General features: G+C 64.4%; 16 protein-coding genes. 13 read left to right on the top strand and 3 right to left on the bottom strand.

What is annotated here, in order from left to right; all coding sequences use genetic code 11:
• Positions 1 to 71 precede the first annotated feature (71 nt).
• The 3 genes from L1277_RS10510 to L1277_RS10520 all read left to right on the top strand — a co-directional run bounded on the left by L1277_RS10510 (position 72) and on the right by L1277_RS10520 (position 3,791).
• Positions 72 to 2,411: a carbon starvation CstA family protein gene (locus L1277_RS10510; protein ID WP_253376342.1), complete on the top strand. Its 2,340-nt coding sequence runs from the start codon at positions 72 to 74 to the stop codon at positions 2,409 to 2,411.
• The gene (locus L1277_RS10515; protein ID WP_253376343.1) at positions 2,411 to 2,608 is read left to right on the top strand and encodes a YbdD/YjiX family protein; all 198 of its coding nucleotides are present in this window, start codon (positions 2,411 to 2,413) and stop codon (positions 2,606 to 2,608) included. Before L1277_RS10510 ends, L1277_RS10515 begins: the two co-directional genes overlap by 1 nt.
• A 166-nt stretch (positions 2,609 to 2,774) precedes the next feature.
• Entirely contained in the window at positions 2,775 to 3,791 is a 1,017-nt protein-coding gene (locus L1277_RS10520) for a LacI family DNA-binding transcriptional regulator (RefSeq protein WP_253376344.1), read from the top strand.
• A gap of 130 nt (positions 3,792 to 3,921) precedes the next feature.
• On the opposite strand, the gene L1277_RS10525 is transcribed toward L1277_RS10520, so the two are convergent.
• The gene (locus L1277_RS10525) at positions 3,922 to 5,400 is read right to left on the bottom strand and encodes an HNH endonuclease signature motif containing protein (protein ID WP_253376345.1); all 1,479 of its coding nucleotides are present in this window, start codon (positions 5,398 to 5,400) and stop codon (positions 3,922 to 3,924) included.
• Positions 5,401 to 5,728: 328 nt separating this feature from the next.
• On the opposite strand from L1277_RS10525, the gene L1277_RS10530 reads away from it, so the two are divergent.
• Positions 5,729 to 7,234: an alpha-N-arabinofuranosidase gene (locus L1277_RS10530; RefSeq protein ID WP_253376346.1), complete on the top strand. Its 1,506-nt coding sequence runs from the start codon at positions 5,729 to 5,731 to the stop codon at positions 7,232 to 7,234.
• A 90-nt stretch (positions 7,235 to 7,324) separates the two neighbouring features.
• Here L1277_RS10530 and L1277_RS10535 read toward each other — a convergent pair whose 3' ends face one another.
• Positions 7,325 to 8,356: a LacI family DNA-binding transcriptional regulator gene (locus L1277_RS10535; RefSeq protein ID WP_253376347.1), complete on the bottom strand. Its 1,032-nt coding sequence runs from the start codon at positions 8,354 to 8,356 to the stop codon at positions 7,325 to 7,327.
• Positions 8,357 to 8,625: 269 nt separating this feature from the next.
• Between L1277_RS10535 and L1277_RS10540 the strand changes: the two genes are divergently transcribed.
• The 7 genes from L1277_RS10540 (at position 8,626) to L1277_RS10570 (ending at position 16,883) form a co-directional block, all read left to right on the top strand.
• Positions 8,626 to 9,915, top strand: coding sequence for an ABC transporter substrate-binding protein (locus tag L1277_RS10540; protein WP_253376348.1), 1,290 nt, complete (start codon positions 8,626 to 8,628; stop codon positions 9,913 to 9,915).
• Between the two features lie 12 nt (positions 9,916 to 9,927).
• Entirely contained in the window at positions 9,928 to 10,932 is a 1,005-nt protein-coding gene (locus L1277_RS10545; protein ID WP_374110216.1) for a carbohydrate ABC transporter permease, read from the top strand.
• The gene (locus L1277_RS10550) at positions 10,929 to 11,807 is read left to right on the top strand and encodes a carbohydrate ABC transporter permease (RefSeq protein WP_253376349.1); all 879 of its coding nucleotides are present in this window, start codon (positions 10,929 to 10,931) and stop codon (positions 11,805 to 11,807) included. Before L1277_RS10545 ends, L1277_RS10550 begins: the two co-directional genes overlap by 4 nt.
• Before the next feature lie 79 nt (positions 11,808 to 11,886).
• Positions 11,887 to 14,193: a glycoside hydrolase family 3 N-terminal domain-containing protein gene (locus L1277_RS10555; protein WP_253376350.1), complete on the top strand. Its 2,307-nt coding sequence runs from the start codon at positions 11,887 to 11,889 to the stop codon at positions 14,191 to 14,193.
• 136 nt (positions 14,194 to 14,329) lie between these two features.
• Positions 14,330 to 15,025: a phosphatase PAP2 family protein gene (locus L1277_RS10560; RefSeq protein WP_253376351.1), complete on the top strand. Its 696-nt coding sequence runs from the start codon at positions 14,330 to 14,332 to the stop codon at positions 15,023 to 15,025.
• Complete coding sequence (locus L1277_RS10565) at positions 15,022 to 15,783, top strand: hypothetical protein (protein ID WP_253376352.1); 762 nt, start codon at positions 15,022 to 15,024, stop codon at positions 15,781 to 15,783. The genes L1277_RS10560 and L1277_RS10565 overlap by 4 nt, the downstream gene beginning before the upstream one ends.
• 68 nt (positions 15,784 to 15,851) lie before the next feature.
• A complete protein-coding gene (locus tag L1277_RS10570) occupies positions 15,852 to 16,883 on the top strand; it encodes an aldo/keto reductase (protein ID WP_253376353.1) in 1,032 nt (343 codons plus the stop codon).
• Positions 16,884 to 16,885: 2 nt separating this feature from the next.
• On the opposite strand, the gene L1277_RS10575 is transcribed toward L1277_RS10570, so the two are convergent.
• Positions 16,886 to 17,353: a VOC family protein gene (locus tag L1277_RS10575; protein WP_253376354.1), complete on the bottom strand. Its 468-nt coding sequence runs from the start codon at positions 17,351 to 17,353 to the stop codon at positions 16,886 to 16,888.
• A 100-nt stretch (positions 17,354 to 17,453) separates the two neighbouring features.
• Between L1277_RS10575 and menC the strand changes: the two genes are divergently transcribed.
• Positions 17,454 to 18,563, top strand: a complete 1,110-nt coding sequence (menC, locus tag L1277_RS10580) for an o-succinylbenzoate synthase (RefSeq protein ID WP_253376355.1) — start codon at positions 17,454 to 17,456, stop codon at positions 18,561 to 18,563.
• 133 nt (positions 18,564 to 18,696) lie between these two features.
• Complete coding sequence (locus L1277_RS10585; RefSeq protein ID WP_253376356.1) at positions 18,697 to 19,959, top strand: D-arabinono-1,4-lactone oxidase; 1,263 nt, start codon at positions 18,697 to 18,699, stop codon at positions 19,957 to 19,959.
• Positions 19,960 to 19,965 lie beyond the last annotated feature (6 nt).

Below are 19,965 nucleotides of genomic sequence, written 5' to 3' on the forward strand. Positions count from 1 at the left end.
GCGTTGTAGCATCGGAGTCACCCGTTCGAGGGCGAACGGGACAGGATCGACAACTGATTCGAGGGGTTCCCATGGGCAACGACGCCGACCGCAGCAGCGGTCAACGACACACGGCACGCCGGAACGCTGGTGGCACCGGCATTCCGGACTCGAGCGCTGCAGACGCTCCCGTGCTGCAGCAAGATCCGAACCTTCCCCCTGTCGCGGTCCCCGACGACGAACGAGAAGCGGACGAGCGACACTGGACGCCGCCGAAGATCATCCTCTGGGTGGCTATCGCGCTCCTCGGCGGCCTGGCCTGGGTGATGCTCGCACTGGTGCGTGGTGAGACGGTCAACGCCATTTGGTTTGTTTTCGCAGCGGTGTGCACCTACCTCATTGCGTACCGGTTCTACTCCAAATTCATCGAGCGCGTGATCGCCCGACCCGATGACCGGCGTGCCACTCCGGCCGAATACAACGCCAACGGCAAGGACTACGTCCCCACCGACCGTCGTGTGCTCTTCGGCCACCACTTTGCGGCCATCGCTGGCGCCGGCCCACTCGTTGGCCCCGTACTCGCCGCCCAAATGGGCTACCTCCCTGGCACCCTCTGGATCATCGTGGGCGTCATCCTGGCCGGTGCGGTCCAGGACTACCTCGTGCTGTTCTTCTCCACCCGCCGTGGTGGGCGTTCGCTCGGCCAGATGGCCCGCGACCAGCTGGGGCGGGTCGGCGGCATCGCGGCCATCCTGGCGACGCTCGTCATCATGGTGATCATCGTCGCGATCCTCGCGCTCGTCGTCGTGAACGCCCTGGGCGAGAGCCCGTGGGGCGTGTTCAGCGTCTCCATGACCATCCCCATCGCCCTGTTCATGGGCGTCTACCTCCGCTTCCTCCGCCCGGGCAAAATCACCGAGGTGTCGATCATCGGATTCGTCCTGCTGCTGGCCGCGATCATCGGTGGCGGCATGGTCGCAGACACCGCGTGGGGCGCAGCGGTCTTCACCCTCGACCGCACAACCATCGCCTGGGGCATCATCATCTACGGCTTCATCGCCGCGATCCTCCCGGTCTGGCTGCTTCTGGCCCCGCGGGACTACCTGTCGACGTTCATGAAAATCGGCACCATCCTCATGCTCGCGCTCGCCATCGTTCTCGTCCGGCCCGAGATCAACGTTCCGGCATTCAGCGAATTCGCGAGCGACCCGGCCGGTGGCCCCGTCGTCCCAGGATCCCTGTTCCCGTTCCTCTTCGTCACCATTGCCTGCGGCGCGTTGAGCGGATTCCACGCCCTCATCGCGTCGGGCACCACACCGAAGCTCCTCGAGAAGGAGCGCCAGAGCCGGTTCATCGGCTACGGCGGCATGCTCATGGAGAGCTTCGTGGCCATCATGGCCCTCGTCGCGGCCATCTCCATCGACCGCGGACTGTACTTCGCCATGAACATCTCGGCGGCCAATACCCTCGGCACGGTTGAGGGGGCTGTTGCCTACGTGAACTCGCTCGGGCTCAGCGGCGTCAACCTCACCCCGGGCCTGCTCGAAGAAACGGCCCGCAACGTGGGCGAGGAGAGTGTGGTCTCACGCACCGGTGGTGCCCCAACCCTCGCGGTGGGTCTCGCGCACATCATGCAGCAGCTCTTTGGCGGCACCGCGCTGATGAGCTTCTGGTACCACTTCGCCATCATGTTCGAGGCGCTCTTCATCCTCACGGCTGTCGACGCTGGAACCCGGGTGGCCCGGTTCATGCTGCAAGACTCGATCGGCAACATCTTCCCGAAGTTCAAGGACACGAGCTGGACCCTCGGTGCCTGGATCTGCACGGCCATCATGGTGGCAGCGTGGGGAGCAATCCTCATCATGGGCGTCACCGATCCCCTCGGCGGCATCAACACACTGTTCCCGCTCTTCGGCATCGCCAACCAACTGCTCGCGGCCATCGCGCTCGCGGTTTGCCTGGCCATCGTGGCCGACCGCGGGTACTTCCGCTACCTCTGGATTGTCGCCGTTCCGCTCGCCTTTGCCACCGCGGTCACCGTGACGGCGTCGCTGTTCAAGATCTTCTCGCCCGTTCCCGCTGTTGGATACTGGGCACAGCACAATGCGTTCCGCAACGCGTTGGCCTCGGGGGAGGAGACCTTCGGAACCGCCACGAGTCGCGAAGCGATGGAAGCGGTGGTGCGCAACACCTTCGTGCAGGGCACGCTGTCGATTCTCTTCGTGGTGCTGACCCTCATCGTGATCGCCGTTGCCGTCTACCGCACGATCCGTGCCTTCTCGAACGGCGGCGGCGTGAACACCGAAGACCCGGCGCAGCCATCACGCATCTTCGGCCCCTCAGGTCTGATCACCACGAAGGCAGAGAAGCGCATCCAGAAACAGTGGGACGCACTGCCGGCTGGCCAGCGTCGCGAAAAGTCGAGGCACTGATGGCCACGATCGCGCTTCGCGAGGCTCTGGCCTCGGTCGGACGTTACGTTCACGCGGTGATGGGCGACAACGCCTACGAGGTGTACCTCGCCCATCACCGCGCCGCTCACCCCGACGTTCCGCCGATGCCCGAGAGGGCGTTCTGGCGCGAGCGCGACGACGTTCAGGACCGGGAGCCCCAGGGTCGCTGCTGCTGACCAGCTGTCTGTGTACCGTTCTCACCCTTTTGAGAACGGATGCCACAGCATCCGTCTCGCAGATTGATTCGCTTTTTCCTTGCGGCGCCGCGTGACGTTCAGTCCTACAACGTTGTAGGTTCGTAGAGCGGCGCGCAGCGCTGTGCACGGAGAAGACGGGACTGCCATGGCCACGACACTGCACGATGTCGCCACCCTGGCTGGGGTGTCGATCAAGACGGTGTCGAACGTGGTCAATGACTACGCACACATCCGTCCATCGACGCGCGAGAAGGTCTTGAAGGCCATCGCTGAACTGGGCTACCAGCCGAACCTGTCTGCTCGGAGCCTCCGCTCGGGCCGTACCGGAGTGATCGGCCTCGCACTGCCCGAACTGAGCCTCAGCTACTTTGCTGAGCTGGCCGATGCGGTCATTCGCGCGGCGGAGCGGCACGGGCTCGTCGTGCTGATCGAGCAGACCGGTGGCGGTGACCGCTCGCGAGAGATTGAGATGCTGTCAAGTCCCCGGCTTCAGCTCACTGACGGGCTGCTGTTCAGCCCGCTCGGCATGGGGCAGGACGATGTCGAGCTGCTCAACGTGTCGTATCCGCTTGTGCTTCTTGGCGAGCGAATCTTCGGCGGGCCGACCGACCATGTCACGATGCGCAATGAGGAAGCAGCGAAGGCGGCGACGACGCATCTGATTGAGGGCGGGCGGCGGCGCATTGCCGTGCTCGGTGTGCACGAGGGCGAGCGGGTCGGCTCTGCTGGTCTGCGGCTCAAGGGGCACCGTGAGGCTCTGGACGAGGCCGGTATCGAGTTCGATGAACGGCTGATGGGGCGAGTCGATCGCTGGCACCGGCTCGATGGTGCGGAGACGATGCGGCGCATTATCGAGTCTGGCGTTGAGTTTGATGCGGTGTTCGGGCTCAATGACACCCTCGCCCTTGGTGCCATGAGGGTGTTGCAGGAGGCCGGGTTGCGGGTTCCGCAGGACGTTGCCGTAATGGGCTTCGACGGGCTCGATGAGGCGAAGTACTCGTTGCCGACGCTGTCGACGGTGGATCCGGGTCGCGATGAGATTGCCGAGACGGCGGTGCGGGTGCTCGCGGAGCGAATCGAGAACCGGGGGAAGCCTTATACACGTGAGCGGCATCTGACCACCTTTGAGGTGATCGCCCGGGAGTCGACCGCCGTTTCCTGACGGATGTCCGACCGAATGTCCTATGCCATGCGTTCCGAACAAGCGCCCCTACCCCAAACGCCTGTTCGGAAACGCCTGCGGTTCCCGGCGGAAGCAGCTCCCGCAGGAAGGTCTCCTACGGAAAGTGCCTCTACCGGAAGTAGGGCTTGCGGCGCAGGGGTTCCGCGATGGTGACCTTCGGTTTGCCCCGCACCATGGTGACGGTGAAGACGCCGAGATCGATCATCCGATGATGGAACCAACAGAAGAGGGCTCCGTTGGCGATGTCCGTTGGGCCGCCCTCGCTGTATCTCAGAATGTGATGTGCTTCACATCCGGAGGCAGGGATCTGGCAGTCGGGCATACAGCAGGTGGGGCCGTCACGGGCGATCATGCCCATGCGTTGCATCCGGTTGAATTTGCGTTGCATGTTGCCGAGGGCGACGACGGCTCCATCGGGATCGATGAACACCGGAACCACCGTCGCGTCGCAGAGAACCTGGCGAATGGTGCTCGCGGGAACCGGGGCGTTCACACCGACAAGCTGCCCGGAACCGCGCCCTGATTCGAGCGCCTCCACGGGGATGGTCACCACGACGGTAGGGGAGGCGCCGGTGACGGTGGGAACGTCGGCGGAGCGTGCGAGCGCATCGATCATCGCCGCGAACACATCGGCGCGCTTCTGTCCGGCGGTGCGGTGGTCATCAAGCTTCGTCGAGGCCGATTCCGGGTCTGTGGAGTCGCCAGCAGTGGTGTTCGGCAGGGTGCGGTCACCGATTCCGTCGTTTCCACCGTAGCCGTCGTTGTCACGGCTGTCTTCGGAGGGGACATACCGTGCATCGGCGTGTGGGCTCAAAATGGCGTCGAGGAGCGCATGCAGTTTCGCGCCGACGTCGATGGTGACCTGTCCGCCGACCTTGAGCAGACCGTCTACCGGTTGGCGGGCTATCCAGAACTCGCGTCTGTCGAACGCCTGCTTCTCGCGCAGTTCGGCGCCGTCTTCGTCGAGCCGGTCACGCCACTGTCTGGCCTGAATGGAGATGAGATCGGTGGAGAGCGGCAGGCCCTCGCGCCATCCGGCACCAACCGCTTGACCGACGAGCGCCTGCTCTGCGATCGACAGGTTCTCGACGGTCGTCCGCGGTGCCGCCAGTGAGAGTTCTCTCGTGATGGCTTCTGCCGTCTCCACGCCAATCAGCCCAGCGCTGAGCGCCTCGCCGACCGCCGGAAAGAGAGGCGGGAGCGGCAGACCCGAGTCGCTGACGCGGGGGCTGGTGCGTGAGCCCACCCGAATCAATCGACCGGCGGTCACCGATGACACCCCGGTGATGGCTTCGATCAACTGGGACGGGCGCTGGTAGGTGTGACGGGCGGCAAGCCCGTCAGCGCCGTGCACCGGGTCGGAGCGGACCGCGACCTCGGCACTCGTCGCTGCGAGTGCCGCTTCGGTGCCGCGGAGCACATGCGAGAGCTGGCTCATCTGCATGAGCAACTGGTCGTTCGTCAGGCGCTGAAGTCGAGTGAGATCGAGGGTGTCGAGCACGTCGCCCAGGTGGGAGAGCAAACCGGTGAGCGCTGCTTCTCCGTCAGACCCGAAGGTCGACGGGAAGTCGCTCACCGCCAGAGTCATGAGAGCCGGTCACCACCGCGGGTCGATGAGGCGACCGTGCGGCGCAGATGCCTCGCTCCGCCTCGATCGCGGACTGTGGGCCGAACTTCTTCGTTCATAGAATCAGTACACCACCCACCACTGACATCGCTCCGCCGGGGCTTCACCGCCCGCCGCGCACGTGCTCGCTCGAGGTGTGCGGGTCCGGGATTGTTGTCATTGCGCCAGTGCACCACCATCATCCGACAGGGTTCGAAGCAATTTCGCCGGGCGGGGTTGACCGAACTCCCTTCTCACCCCAATATGGAGGAAGCGTTTACAACGTTGTAGAGAAAAGGAAGCTATCCACGTGACCACCGCACGAATCGCCATCGACCGCACCGCGGTCGTCGCCCCCCTCAACCGCCGCATTTTCGGCTCCTTCGTCGAGCATCTCGGCCGCTGCGTGTACGACGGGATCTATGAACCCGGCCACCCCACAGCAAACGAAGACGGCTTCCGTCTCGACGTCGTCGAACTGGTCAAAGAACTCGGTTCGTCCACCATTCGGTACCCCGGCGGCAACTTTGTCTCCGGCTACCGCTGGGAAGACGGCGTCGGTCCCAAGGAGAACCGCCCGGTGCGCCGTGACCTCGCCTGGCACTCGCTCGAGTCGAACCAGGTCGGCACGGATGAGTTCGCTCGCTGGTGCAAGCTCACCGGTTCCGAACTGATGATGGCCGTCAACCTGGGCACGCGCGGCATCGAAGCCGCGCTCGACCTGCTCGAGTACGCCAACCACCCGTCGGGCACTGCCTTGAGTGATCAGCGCATCGCGAACGGTTCGCCCGAGCCGCACGACATCAAGATGTGGTGCCTCGGCAATGAGATGGATGGCCCGTGGCAGACCGGATACATGACGGCCGACGACTACGGCAAGCTCGCAGCTCGCACCGCACAGGCGATGAAGGCCGCGGACAGGAACCTCGAGCTCGTCGTCTGCGGCTCGAGCGGCTCGAGTATGCCGACGTTCGGCGACTGGGAGCGTACGGTGCTCGAGCACAGCTACGAGCACGTTGACTATATCTCCTGCCACGCCTACTACCAGGAGCGTAAGGGCGACCTCGGATCGTTCCTGGCCTCATCGCTCGAGATGCAGTACTTCATCGAAACCGTCGTCGCGACCGCCGACCACGTCGGCAACAAGCTGCGCAGCAAGAAGAAGATCCAGCTCTCCTTCGACGAGTGGAACATCTGGTACCTCGAGGAGCACCAGGCGTCAGACGAAGTGAACGACGAGTGGCGGTTTGCACCACGTCAGCTGGAAGACGTCTATTCGGTAGCGGATGCTGTCGTGCTGGGAAATCTGCTGATGACGCTGTTAAAAAATCACGACCGTGTGACATCCGCTTCTCTGGCCCAGCTGGTGAATGTGATCGCTCCGATCATGACCGAGCCGGGCGGTGACGCATGGCGGCAGACCACGTTCTTCCCGTTCTCGGTCACCTCGCGGCTGGCCAAGGGTGACGTGCTGCGCCCGCGCATCGAGGTGGGAACCTACGAGACCGAGGTCTACGGTGCAGCGCCGCTCGTTGACGCCGTTGCGACCGCTGACGCGGAATCGGGCACGAGCGCGTTGTTCCTCGTCAACCGCAGCCAGACCGACTCGATCGAGGTGACCGTCGACCTCGCGTCGCTCGACGCTTCGTCGATCACCGAGGCTGTCACCCTGCACGATGATGACGTCTACGCCAAGAACACGATTGACGACCGCGAGCGGGTGGGACTGCGCGAGCTGTCCGGCGCGTCGCTCGCCGACGGCGTACTCACCGTGACGCTTCCGCCGGTGTCCTGGTCGGCCCTCGCCTTCGCCTAAGAACTCTCAAGAACACGGGCTTTCCGCGTGCGAACTTCGGTTCGAGGCGGGAAGCCCGTGTCGTTTTTGCGGAATGTGCGTGGGCGTTCGTTACGCCGTCGCGGGGGTTGCGCGGGTCGCGGCGGTCGCCGGCGGAGCGGTGGTCGCCCGCCGCACGAGGGCCGTTGGCAGGCGAATGTGCATCTCACTCGGCTGGTCACCCTCCATGAGAGCGAGCAGCAACCCAACCGCTTCCTCGCCCAGCTGTTGCATGGACTGGCGGATCGTGGTCAAGGGGGTCGAGAGCCTCGCCGCCTCCGGGACGTCGTCGAATCCCACAACGGAGAGGTCGCCGGGGACTGTCAGCCCGAGGGATGCTGCACGCTCGATCACGGCGATGGCGGAGAGGTCGTTGGCCGCAAAGATCGCCGTAGGGCGCTCTGGCCCACTCAGCAGAGAGCCCGTGCTCTCCTTGGCGGTGTCTGGCAAATACAGACCCACGCGCACGAGGTCTTGGCGAAACGGGATGCCCGCCTCCAGAAGAGCCCGGCAGTAGCCAGCCTCGCGCAGCTGGGAGGAGCGGAGGTCCGGTCGGCCGGCCACGAATCCGACCCGGCGGTGGCCCAGCTGGATCAGGTGCCGGGTGGCGAGCAACGCACCGCCGAAGTTGTCTGACTCGACCGTTGGCAGGTCGGCTGGACCGGCGTGCGGGTCGATCGCGACGATGGGGATGTCGGACGAGGCCTTGACCACGGTGGGGGTGACCATGATGGCACCGTCGATGAGCGTGCCGCTGAGTCTCGACAGCGACCGTCGTTCCCAGCCGGTGCTGTCGCGCTGGCGGGAGCCGCTGTAGGCGAGCAGGTCGAACTCGGACTCACGAAGCGCGATGCTCACACCCTTGAGGATCTCGGCGCTGAACGGCTCAAAGTCGGCCACGAGCACGCCGATTACCCCGGTGCGGCGTGACCGCATGCTGCTCGCAACGAGGCTCGATGCATAGCCGAGCTTGTCGACCGCTTCCATGACCCGGCGTGAGGTTTCGACGGCGATGCCATATCGCCCGTTCACAGCTTTGGACACGGTAGCCACCGAAACGCCGGCTTCATTGGCTACGTCGTGGATCGTCACGCGTCGACTCATACCGCTGAGACTAGCACCCATGGAAAAGGTTTTCGAAAACGTTTGACACAATCCTTTTCGCTTGTAAAACTTCGAGAGTTCGTTCACACAGCATGAGAGCGATCGGTCGATCTCGGTGAAGAAATCGTCCGAACCGCCGCACGTGCTGCCAGACGAGCCGACCCGTCGCATCCACAGCAAAGGACCGCGGCATGTACGCCGGCCCACGGCCGGTGATGCACCAACGGCGTCCTCGACGGGCGTCGCTCAACGAAGAGAACAGGTGAGAAATGAAGGCAAGAAAAGTCCTCGCCGGGTCCGCAGTCATGATGGCTGCAGCACTCGTGCTGAGTGCCTGCGCTGGTTCCGATAGCGGTTCCAGCAGTGACGGATCCGTCGAAATGACGCTTTGGCAGAACTCGACGACCGGTCCAGGAAAGGAATTCTGGAAGAAGACGGCCGCCGACTTCGAAAAAGCAAACGACGGCGTCACCATCAAGGTCCAGTCGATCCAGAACGAAGACCTCGACGGAAAGCTCCAGACGGCGCTCAACTCGGGTGACGCTCCGGACATCTTCCTCCAGCGCGGAGGCGGAAAGCTGGCGGCCATGGTGGCAGCCGGACAGGTGATGGACCTGACCGACAAGCTCTCCGACACCGCCACCGAAGAGATCCCCGAAGGATCGTTCAAGGCGAACACACTCGACGGCAAGGTCTACGCAATGCCCGTCGCCGTGCTTCCCGGTGGACTGTTCTACAGCCAGGACGTCTTCACCGCAGCGGGAATCACCGAGACGCCGAAGACGATCGACGAGCTCGAGACCGCCGTTGGCCAGCTCCGCGACAGCGGTGTTGAGCCGATCGCCCTTGGCGCCAAGGACGCATGGCCGGCAGCGCACTGGTACTACCACTTCGCACTCCGCGCCTGCTCGCCTGACACCCTCGCCAAGGCGCAGGATGAGAAGGACTTCAGCGCACCGTGCTGGGAAGACGCTGCCCAGCAGCTCGCTGACTTCGCGGGCACTGAGCCGTTCAACAAGGGCTTCCTGACCACCTCCGCTCAGCAGGGCGCCGGTAGCTCGGCTGGACTCCTCGCCAACCACCAGGCTGGCATGGAGCTCATGGGCGCATGGAACCCGGGTGTTATCGCTTCGCTGACCCCCGACGAGAAGCCCCTTCCTGACCTCGCATGGTTCCCGTTCCCGGAGATCCCCGGTGGCGACGGCGAGCCCGGCTCGGTGCTCGGTGGAGTCGACGGATACTCGTGTGGCGCAAACGCACCGGCCGAGTGTGTTGACTTCCTCAACTACCTCGCGACGGCCGACGTTCAGAAGGCGTACTACGCAGCCTTCAACGCTCCTCCGGTGAACACTGTTGCGCAGGAAGCAGTCCAGGAGCCGTACCTCAAGCAGATCCTCGAGGCGTACAACGCAGCACCGTACGTGTCCCAGTGGCTCGACACGGTCTACGGCCTCAACATCGGTAACGCTCTGAACGTCGCCGTTGTGGACCTGCTCGCCGGTAAGACTGACGCCAAGGGACTTGTCTCGGCAGTCAACGACGCAGCCAAGAAGGGCTAGGTTCGCCACACTATGACCACTCGCACTCAGCCACCCGCAGTACCTCGGGTGAGCGCGGGTGACGATTCGACCGGAGGCGGCGTCATGTCGCCTCCGGTTGGTCGGCGAAAGATGAGTTGGGCGACCCGCATTGAGATCGCCCTTCTCGTCGGGCCCGCCCTGATCGTCTTCCTCGCCTTTGTCATCTTCCCTGTCGTGATGGCCGCGTACTACGGCTTCTTCCGCTGGCAGGGTTACGGCCCAGCAACCGACTTCGTTGGGTTCCAGAACTACATCACCATCCTCCAGGACCCCACGTTCCTGGACGCATTGCGCCACAACGGCATCATCGTCGTCCTCTCGCTCGTGCTGCAGGGACCGGCCGCCATTGTGCTGGCCCTCCTGCTCAACCGCAAGATGCGTGGACAGTCGATCATCCGTGTGCTCATCTTCGTGCCATACGTCATCTCTGAAGTTGTCGTCGGCACCGGCTGGAGCCTCATGCTTCAGTCCAATGGAGCACTCAACGGCATGCTCGAGAAGCTCGGCCTCGGATTCCTCCAACAGGACTGGTTGAGCGACCCGAATATCGCCATGTGGACGTTGATGCTCATCATCACGTGGAAGTACATCGGCTTCGCGGTCATCCTCTTCCTCGCAGGTCTCCAGGGCATCCCCGAGGAGCTGACCGAAGCCGCACAGATCGACGGTGCGTCGTTCTGGCAGATTCAGCGCCGGATCACGCTTCCCCTTCTCGGACCGACACTGCGCATCTGGGCGTTCCTGTCCATCATTGGATCGCTGCAGCTCTTCGACCTCGTCTACATCATCTGGGGCCAGTACATCGCGTCAACAGCGGGAACATCGACCATGGCGACCTACATGGTCGCGAACGGGCGCACATCAGGCAACTTCGGTTTCGGTAACGCTGTCGCCGTCGTCCTGTTCCTCATCTCCCTTGCCGTTGCCCTGATCTACCAGCGCTTCGTCCTGCGTCGCGACACCGACGGTGCCCTCACCGAGAAGAGCAGTAAATGACCACCACCGCCGCTCCCACCGCATCCCGCCCCGTCCTGCGCACCAAATTCCGGTCGAAGCTGCCGTGGGGTCACCCCGGCATCTACGTGCTCGCAGCCGTCGTCGTCATCCTCATGCTGGCGCCGATCGCCTACATCATCCTCGGTGGCTTCCGCACGAACGCGCAGATTTCCACCGACCCGTCCGGGTTCCCGGCGCCGTGGAACATCGGCAATTACATCGACGTCCTCGTTGGCTCGGTGTTCTGGCGCCAGGTGCTCAACTCCACCATCGCGGCCGGCACAACCACCATTGGCGTCGTTGTGCTCGGACTCATGGCGAGCTACGTCATCGCCCGGTACAAGTTCAATGCGCGCGGCATTCTCTACTCGCTGTTCGCCGCTGGACTGATGTTCCCGATGACCGTCGCGATCACGCCGCTGTACCTCGTGATCAAGAACCTCGGCCTGATGAACAACCTCGGCGGCATTATCCTGCCGCAGATTGCATTCGCGTTGCCGACGACGATCATCATCCTCGTTCCGTTCCTCCGTGCCATTCCCGACGAGATTGAGGAAGCAGCATTCATTGACGGATGTTCGCGGCTCGGATTCTTCTGGCGGATGGTTGTTCCTCTTGCGGTTCCCGGTGTCATCACCACGGGCATCCTGGCCTTCATCGGCAGCTGGAACGGCTATATCCTGCCGCTGTTCATCCTCAACAACGAGGCTTCGTTCACGTTGCCGCTCGGGGTGCAGTCGTTCGCCTCGCAATATTCAGTGGACACCGCGAAGGTGCTCGCATTTACCTCGCTCTCGATGATTCCGGCGCTGATTTTCTTCAGCCTGTTCGAGCGACGCATCGTCGGCGGGTTGACGGGCGCCGTCAAGGGATAACGCCGGTCGGGTCGCATCGCGGCCCACGGCATCCGCTCATCACGAATTGAGAAAGAAGACAGTAATGGGATATTCAGGCATGCCTGAAACGTCGGCGCGAGTGCGTGAGCTGCACGCGCAGATGACGCTGGAAGAGAAGCTGGCGCAACTCGTCGGCTTTTGGGTCGACCAGGGCCCCGACATCGTCGCCCCGATGCAGGGCGAGATGGCCAGCTCCGGCAAGTATGCGGATGCCACCCAGCACGGGCTCGGACACCTCACGCGGGTTTATGGCACGCGACCGGTTGAACCGATCGAGCGCGCGAACTGGTTGTGGGCCGAGCAGCGCCGGCTCAAGGAAGAGACCCGACTGGGAATTCCGGCGCTCGTTCACGAGGAGTGCCTGACCGGGCTCGCTGCGTGGCAGGCCGCGACCTTCCCGACGCCGCTGGCCTGGGGTGCATCATTCGACCCCGAGCTGGTGGAGGAGATGGGCCGGCTGATCGGTGAGTCGATGCGTTCGCTCGGAATTCACCAGGGCCTCGCTCCGGTGCTCGATGTGATTCGCGACCCTCGCTGGGGACGCGTGGATGAGTGCATCGCCGAGGACCCCTATGTGGTCGGAACACTCGCTACCGCGTACGTTCGTGGGCTGCAGTCCGAGGGCGTGCACGCGACACTCAAGCACTTCGTCGGCTACTCCGCGTCGCAAAGCGGCCGGAACCACGCCCCGGTGCACGCCGGACCGCGCGAGATCGCTGATGTGCTGCTGCCTCCGTTCGAGATGGCTGTGCTCGACGGTGGTGTGCGCTCGGTGATGAACTCGTACGCCGAGATCGATGGTGTGCCGATGGCCGCAGACGACACCTACCTCACCGAGGTGCTTCGCGAGAAGTGGGGCTTCGACGGTGTTGTGGTCTCTGACTACTTCTCGGTCGCCTTCCTCCACGTCATGCACGCTGTCGCCGAAGACCTGGGGCACGCCGCCCAGCTCGCGCTCCAGGCCGGTATCGACATCGAGCTGCCGACCGGAGACGCGTTCCTCGAGCCACTGGCAGAACGGGTGCGGTCAGGGAAGACCGATGTGGCCATCGTCGACCGCGCCGTTCTTCGGCTGCTCGCGGAGAAGGAAGACCTCGGCCTGCTCGACGAGACCTTCGACGCGCCACCGCAGTCGATCGACCTGGACTCACCGGCGCACCGGGACGTTGCCCGCCGCCTGGCCGAGGAGTCGATCGTGCTGCTGACCAACGACGGGACCCTGCCTCTCGGGACCGGTGCCAGCGCGCCGAGTCGCGTCGCGCTGATCGGGCCGAACGCCGAGTCGTCCGAGGCGCTCATGGGCTGCTACTCGTTTGCCAACCACGTGCTCGCACACCACCCCGAGGTGCCGCTGGGACTCGAGATCCCGTCGTTCGCTGACGCCATCCGCGCCGAACTGCCGGCGAGCGACATCACCGTCGTGCGCGGCTGCGCGGTGGACGGCGACGACCGCTCCGGACTCGATGAGGCGGTTGAGGCCGCACGCAACGCCGAGGTGGCCCTGATTGTCGCCGGTGACCGTGCCGGGCTCTTCGGCCGCGGCACGGTCGGCGAGGGCAACGACGTGGAGAGCCTTGAACTGCCCGGTGTGCAGCGCGAGCTCATCGAGCGCGTCGTCGCTACAGGAACTCCGGTTGTGCTCGTGCTGCTCACCGGCCGACCGTACGCCATCGATTGGGCGATCGCGGGCGAGTCTGCTCCGCGTGCCGTGGTGCAGGCGTTCTTCCCGGGCGAAGAGGGCGGCGGAGCGATCGCCGGAGTCGTCAGCGGTCGCGTCGTCCCGTCGGGTCGTCTCCCGGTGACCCTGCCCCGGTCGGCCGGCGCGCAGCCGTACTCGTACCTGCACCCCATTCTCGGCGGACCGTCGGAGATCACGAGTGCGTCGAGTACCCCCGTGTTGCCGTTTGGGCACGGACTCTCGTACACGTCGTTCGAACACAGTGAACTCACCGTCGATTCGGCCGAGGTCGAGGCGGGCGCAGCCTTCACGGCGCGCGTGCGTGTGCAGAACACCGGAGCGCTCGCGGGCGCTGACGTCGTGCAGCTCTATGCCCGGGATGTGCAGGCGAGTGTCACTCGACCGGTCGCGCAGTTGCTCGGTTACTCACGGGTGACCCTGGCCGCTGGCGAGGCGGTGACCGTTGAGTTCGAGGTCCCGACGACGCGGCTGGCGTTCTCCGACGCGAAAATGCGGCGCATTGTGGAGCCCGGAGCCGTTGAGCTCTGGGTCGGGCCGTCGTGCGACGAGCGCGAGACGGAAACCCGGATCGACATCACCGGCGACGTCGCTCCGGTCGGTCTTGACGCGGAACGCTTCGTGCGGGTCGAGGTCACCGGGCTGAGCCTCGCCGAAACGGTGGGCTAACCCGGCACGAAGGCTCAACTGATACAGCAGCGCTGGCCATGGAGTTCCCTCGCAAAGGGGCCTACATGGCCAGCGTCGTTCTGTCAACGGTCCTGCATCACGGGCGCAATCCCGGTGCCCACGGCAGAATAAAGAAATGTCAGAGAGAAACGCAGACCCGAGCGCTCGGCGCGTCACCAATCGCTGGCCGTACATCTCCGGTGGCATCACGCTCGTCCTCGGGGTGGTGCTCGGCCTGCTCATCCTGCAACGCGGCAACACTCTTCCGTTCATGATCGACTCGGAGTGGAGTGAAGAGGTCTTCGATGAAAACAGGCTCCCGTTCCTGGAGTGGCTCTCGTACGGCATGAACTGGCTCGGCGGCGGCATTTTCGGTGCCTACATCCTGCCCATCCTGATCGTGATTGTGCTCCTCCTGATTAAGAGGCCGTGGTCAGCGTTGTTCTTCGCTGTGGCGTCGCTCGCGAGCGTTGGAGTGGTGCAACTCCTGAAAACCATCGTGGGGCGCGCGCGCCCTGAAGAGATGCTCGTGACGAGCGACTTCGGTTCATTCCCGTCAGGGCATAGTGCAAACGCGGCCACGATGGCCGTCGCCCTCGGCATCATTTTCCCGCGGGTCTGGGTCTGGGCTGCCGGTGCCATCTGGGTGGCGCTCATGATGTTCTCCCGCACCTACCTCGGCGCGCACTGGCTCACAGACACCATCGGCGGGGCGCTACTCGGCGCCGGTGTTGTGCTTATCCTCTGGGCACCGTTCGCCTCACGGATTTCCGGTGAACCGAAACATAAAAAGTCAGCGGCCGTACCCGATCGCGAGGAACCCGTTCTGTGACGGACGCCCGGGTTCAGGCACAGTCGGCGGCGGATGCTGCGGGCTGCGTCGTTCGGTCGGCCACCTCGCTCGCGGATTATGCCGCAATCGCCGGTCTGCTCGACGACACCTGGGGGAGAGGAACCGGTCCGGACCCGTCGTTCATCCAGGCCGTCGCGCATGCCGGCAACACCGTGCTGATCGCCGAGAGGGCGGGTGCGACCATCGGTGCGCTCGTCGGTGTGCTCGGCTGGGACGACGGCCTGCACGTGCACTCCCACGTGGCCGCTGTACGCCCCGCGGCTCGAGGCGGAGTGGGCTTTGCACTGAAGCTCGCCCAGCGCGCGCTGGCCCTCGACCACGGCGTCACCGAGGTGCGCTGGACCTTCGACCCGCTGATTCGCCGCAACGCTCACCTCAACCTCGACAAGCTCGGTGCAGCGGTCCGCGCCTGGCTGCCCGACTTCTATGGGGTCCTGGGTGACGCCATCTCCGGCTCGGATGCGAGTGACCGGTTTGAGGTGAGCTGGGCGCTCGATTCAGCGGCGGTTGCCGAGGCGATCGACCGCTCCATCACCCGGGCGGAACCGACGCATGCCGATCTCGGAATGTCCGCACGTGGCATCCGCTTTGACTTGCATATGGATTTTGAGGAGCTCCGTCGAACCGACCCTGTTGCAGCTGCCGAGTTTCGAGCGGCGTCGCGAGCGGTGTTCGATCCGGCATTCTCCGAGGGCCTCAGCGTGACGTACGTGAACGGTGGATACGTCTTCACGTAGCCGGGCGCAACCCCTTCAGTCCGCTTCCGGCAGTCGGTATCGTCGGAGCTTCGATCGAAGGGGATTACATGGAATACCGTACTCTCGGCTGCTCAGGCGCCGTCGTCTCAGCTCACGCACTCGGAACCATGACGTTTGGCGCTGAAGCCGACGAAACGACGTCGGGTGACATCATGACCGCATTCGTCGAGGGCGGAGGGACCTTTTTCGACACCGCGGACGTGTACAGCGCCGGGGCCTCGGAAGAAATCATTGGCCGATGGCTCTCGAAGCATCCGACGGAAGCCGGGCAGATTGTGCTGGCCACCAAGGGCAGGTTCCCGATGGGCGAGGGGCCCAACGATGTGGGACTGTCACGGCGGCACTTGCGTGCTGCCCTCGACGCGTCGCTGACGCGACTCGGTGTTGAGCACGTCGACCTTTACCAAATGCACGCGTGGGACGCGATCACGCCGATCGAGGAGACGCTGCGTTTCCTCGATGACGCGGTGACCGCTGGCAAGATTTCGTACTACGGCTTCTCCAACTATCTCGGCTGGCAGCTCACGAAGGCGGTCGGGGTCGCGACGGCACGAGGGCTCTCGGCGCCGGTCACCCTGCAGCCGCAGTACAACCTCCTGGTGCGCGACATTGAGCACGAGGTGGTGCCAGCGGCACTCGACGCGGGAATCGGGCTGCTGCCGTGGTCGCCGCTCGCGGGCGGCTGGCTGAGTGGCAAGTACGAGCGCGACGTGTCGCCGACCGGGCAGACCCGCCTTGGTCAGAATCCGCAACGCGGGATGGAGGCGTGGGAGGCGCGTAACGCGTCTGAGCGCACCTGGCGGGTGCTCGACGCCGTGAAGGACAGCGCCGAGGCCCACTCGGTGTCAGCGGCGCAGGTCGCGCTGGCCTGGCTGGGCGCTCAACCCGCAGTGACCTCCGTCATCCTGGGAGCGCGCACCGTCGAGCAGCTGACCGACAACATGGCCGCGGCTGATCTGAAGCTCAGCAGTGAGGAGCTACAGCGGCTGACCGATGCCAGCGCTCCCGAGATGGACGACTACCCCTATGGCGTCGCGGGGATTGCACAGCGGAACAGGCCGATCACCGGCGGGCGTTGAGCTTAGGCGTTCTCGAGTTCGTCGATCACGATCTTCTTCTGGCCCATCATGACCTGGATCTGCTCGGGGCGACGGGTGAGCTCGCCCATGCGTGCCGGAATGATCTGCCAGCTGATGCCGAAGCGGTCTTTGCACCAGCCGCACTGTTCCGCCTCAGGAACGTGGGACAGGGCCGCCCAGTACCGATCGATCTCAGCCTGGTCGCTGCAGGACACCACGAACGAGATCGCCTCGGTGAAGCTGAACGCCGGTCCGCCGTCGAGACAGACGAAGTCGATGCCGTTGAGGGTGAACTGCCCGTTGAGAATTTTGCCGGACATGCCGGTGAAGTGTTCGTCGAGGGACTCGTCGGGGTAACTCGCCATCGAGGTGATCGACGAGTTCGGGAAGACGCTGACGTAGTACTCCATCGCCTCACGGGCGTTGTCGGTGAACCACAAGCAGGGTTGGATCGGTGAGAGCTCGGCCATGGAAACCTCCGTAGTGAGTTCGAGTGAGTCGCCGCTCAGGCTACGCCCGCGAGGCATCCTCGGGCGAGAAGTATTTTGGAGTGGGCGATAGGGTCGGCAGATGAGAGTCGAATCGATCACTCTGCACCGCGTCGGGATGCCGCTCGTGCGGCCATTCGAGACGAGCTTCGGACGCGAAACGGAGCGCGATGTGTTGCTCGTCGAGCTGCACACCGATAGCGGTGTGGGCTGGGGCGAGTGCGTGGCGGGCGCGGCCCCGAACTACAGCTCGGAGTACGTCGATGGATGTGCCCAGGTGATCGAACGGCATCTGGCGCCGCTGCTTCTCAGCGCGACAGCGGTACAGGCGCGGGATCTCACTGGGCTCTTTGCTCCGGTGGTCGGGCACCGAATGGCCAAGGCCGCGCTCGAGGCGGCCGTCCTCGATGCCGAACTGAGAGCATCCGGAATCAGCATGGCCACCTTCCTGGGAGCCGAGCGCACCGAGGTGGAATGCGGCGTGTCTGTCGGCATCAGCCCGACGATCGACGAGCTGCTCACTGAAGTGCAGGGGTACGTCAACGCGGGATACCGACGGATCAAGCTCAAGGTCAAGCCGGGTTGGGACATCGAGCCGGTGCGCCGGGTGAGAGAGCTCATCGGTGCGGATCTCGGGTTGCAGGTTGACGCCAATACGGCGTACACGCGGGATGACATTGCGCACCTGGGCCAGCTCGACGAGTTCGACCTGCTGCTGATCGAGCAACCGTTCGATGAGGAAGACATCGCGTCGCACGTCGAACTGGCACGAGTGATATCGACACCGGTGTGCCTTGACGAGTCCATCGTGTCGGTCGGGATTGCGATCGACGCGATCGAGCGTGGGGCGACGTCGATCATCAACATCAAGCCGGGCAGGGTCGGCGGTTATCTGCCCGCTGTCGCCATTCACGACGCGTGCGTCGGGCGCGGTGTGCCTGTCTGGTGTGGCGGCATGCTCGAGACCGGAATCGGGCGGGCAATGAACGTGGCGCTCGCCGCACTACCCGGGTTCACGTTGCCCGGCGACACGAGTGCCTCCGACCGCTACTACCGCGAGGACCTCACTGAGCCGTTTGTTCTTTCGAAGGGGCGGCTCGCCGTTCCGACCGGTCCTGGCTCGGGCATCACCGTGCGCACGGACCTGGTTCAGCAGCTCGCCCTGATGCGCCCAAGAACGCTCCGACCCTAGCGTCGCGCACCTCACGAGAATTTCGCGCTTTGAACCACAAAATCCGCTGTGCACGCCGTCGAAACACCTCGCGCGGTGGCGTTGCACTCGACAAAGCCGACAGAATAAGGAGAATTCCAAGCGAAAGGCTCCCGTGACTCTCACCGTCGGAACCAACTGGTCAGCCAACCACGCCTACCGGGCCGCGCGCATCGAAGCGCCATCGAGTGTCGAGGAGGTGCAGCAGCTTCTCGCCGGTTCCACCGCCGTTCGAGCGCTCGGCACCCGCCACTCGTTCAACCCGATCGCCGACTCGAGTGACCTGCTTCTGTCAACCGCGAACCTCACCTTCGCTCCGCACATCCAGGAGTACGAGCGACTCGTCACGGTCGGTGCCGGTATGCGGTACGGCGACCTGGCGAGTGAACTGCAGAAGCACGGCTGGGCGCTCTCCAACCTCGCCTCGCTTCCACACATCTCGATCGGTGGAGCCATCGCGACCGGAACCCACGGCTCCGGAAACGGCGTGCGCTCACTCGCGGCATCCGTCGCTGCGCTCGAAATCGTCACGGCCAGCGGAGAGGTTCTGCAGCTCCGCCGCGGAGACGCCGACTTCGACGGTGCCGTCGTCAGCCTGGGCGCCCTCGGCATCGTCACCCGGGTCGCCCTCGATATCGAACCGACCTACGAGGTCGCTCAAACCGTGTTCGAAGGACTCCGATTCGACGAGGCCGTCGCGAATTTCGACGCCATCACCGGCGCCGCGTACAGCGTCTCGCTCTTCACCACCTGGCGTAACCCCGACGTGATCGACCAGGTCTGGCTCAAGAGACGTCCGAAAACGGATGCCGCGCCACCGGCAGACCTCTTCGGTGCTGTCCCAGCACCGGCCGATCGTCACCCGTTGCCGGGTATCTCGGCTGTGAACTGCACCGCACAAATGGGCGTCGCGGGAGCCTGGCTCGACCGTCTGCCGCACTTCCGGCTCGACTTCACCCCGTCAAACGGTGAGGAACTGCAGTCAGAGTTCCTCGTTCCGCGTCGCCACGCGGTGGCGGCGCTCGCCGCTGTGCGGGAACTCGCCTCGAAGATTTCGCCGCTGTTGCAGGTCTGTGAGGTGCGCACGATTGCCGAGGACTCCCTCTGGCTGAGCTCGGCGTTCCAGACCGACGCGGTCGGACTGCACTTCACCTGGTTCAAGAGGCAAGCCGAGGTTGAGGCGTTCCTGCCGGAGCTCGAATCGGCCCTTGCCCCGTTCGACGCTCGCCCGCACTGGGGCAAGGTCTTCACAGCCGACCGTGCCGCACTCGAGCGCGTCTACCCACGACTCGACGACTTCCGGGCGCTTGCCGCGAAGCTCGACCCGAACCGCGTCTTCGTCAACGAATTCCTCGCCGAGAAGGTGCTGCCCGCCTAGGCTTTC

Origin of the sequence: Okibacterium sp. HSC-33S16 (assembly GCF_024171565.1) — a bacterium.
Lineage (GTDB): Bacteria > Actinomycetota > Actinomycetes > Actinomycetales > Microbacteriaceae > Mycetocola_A.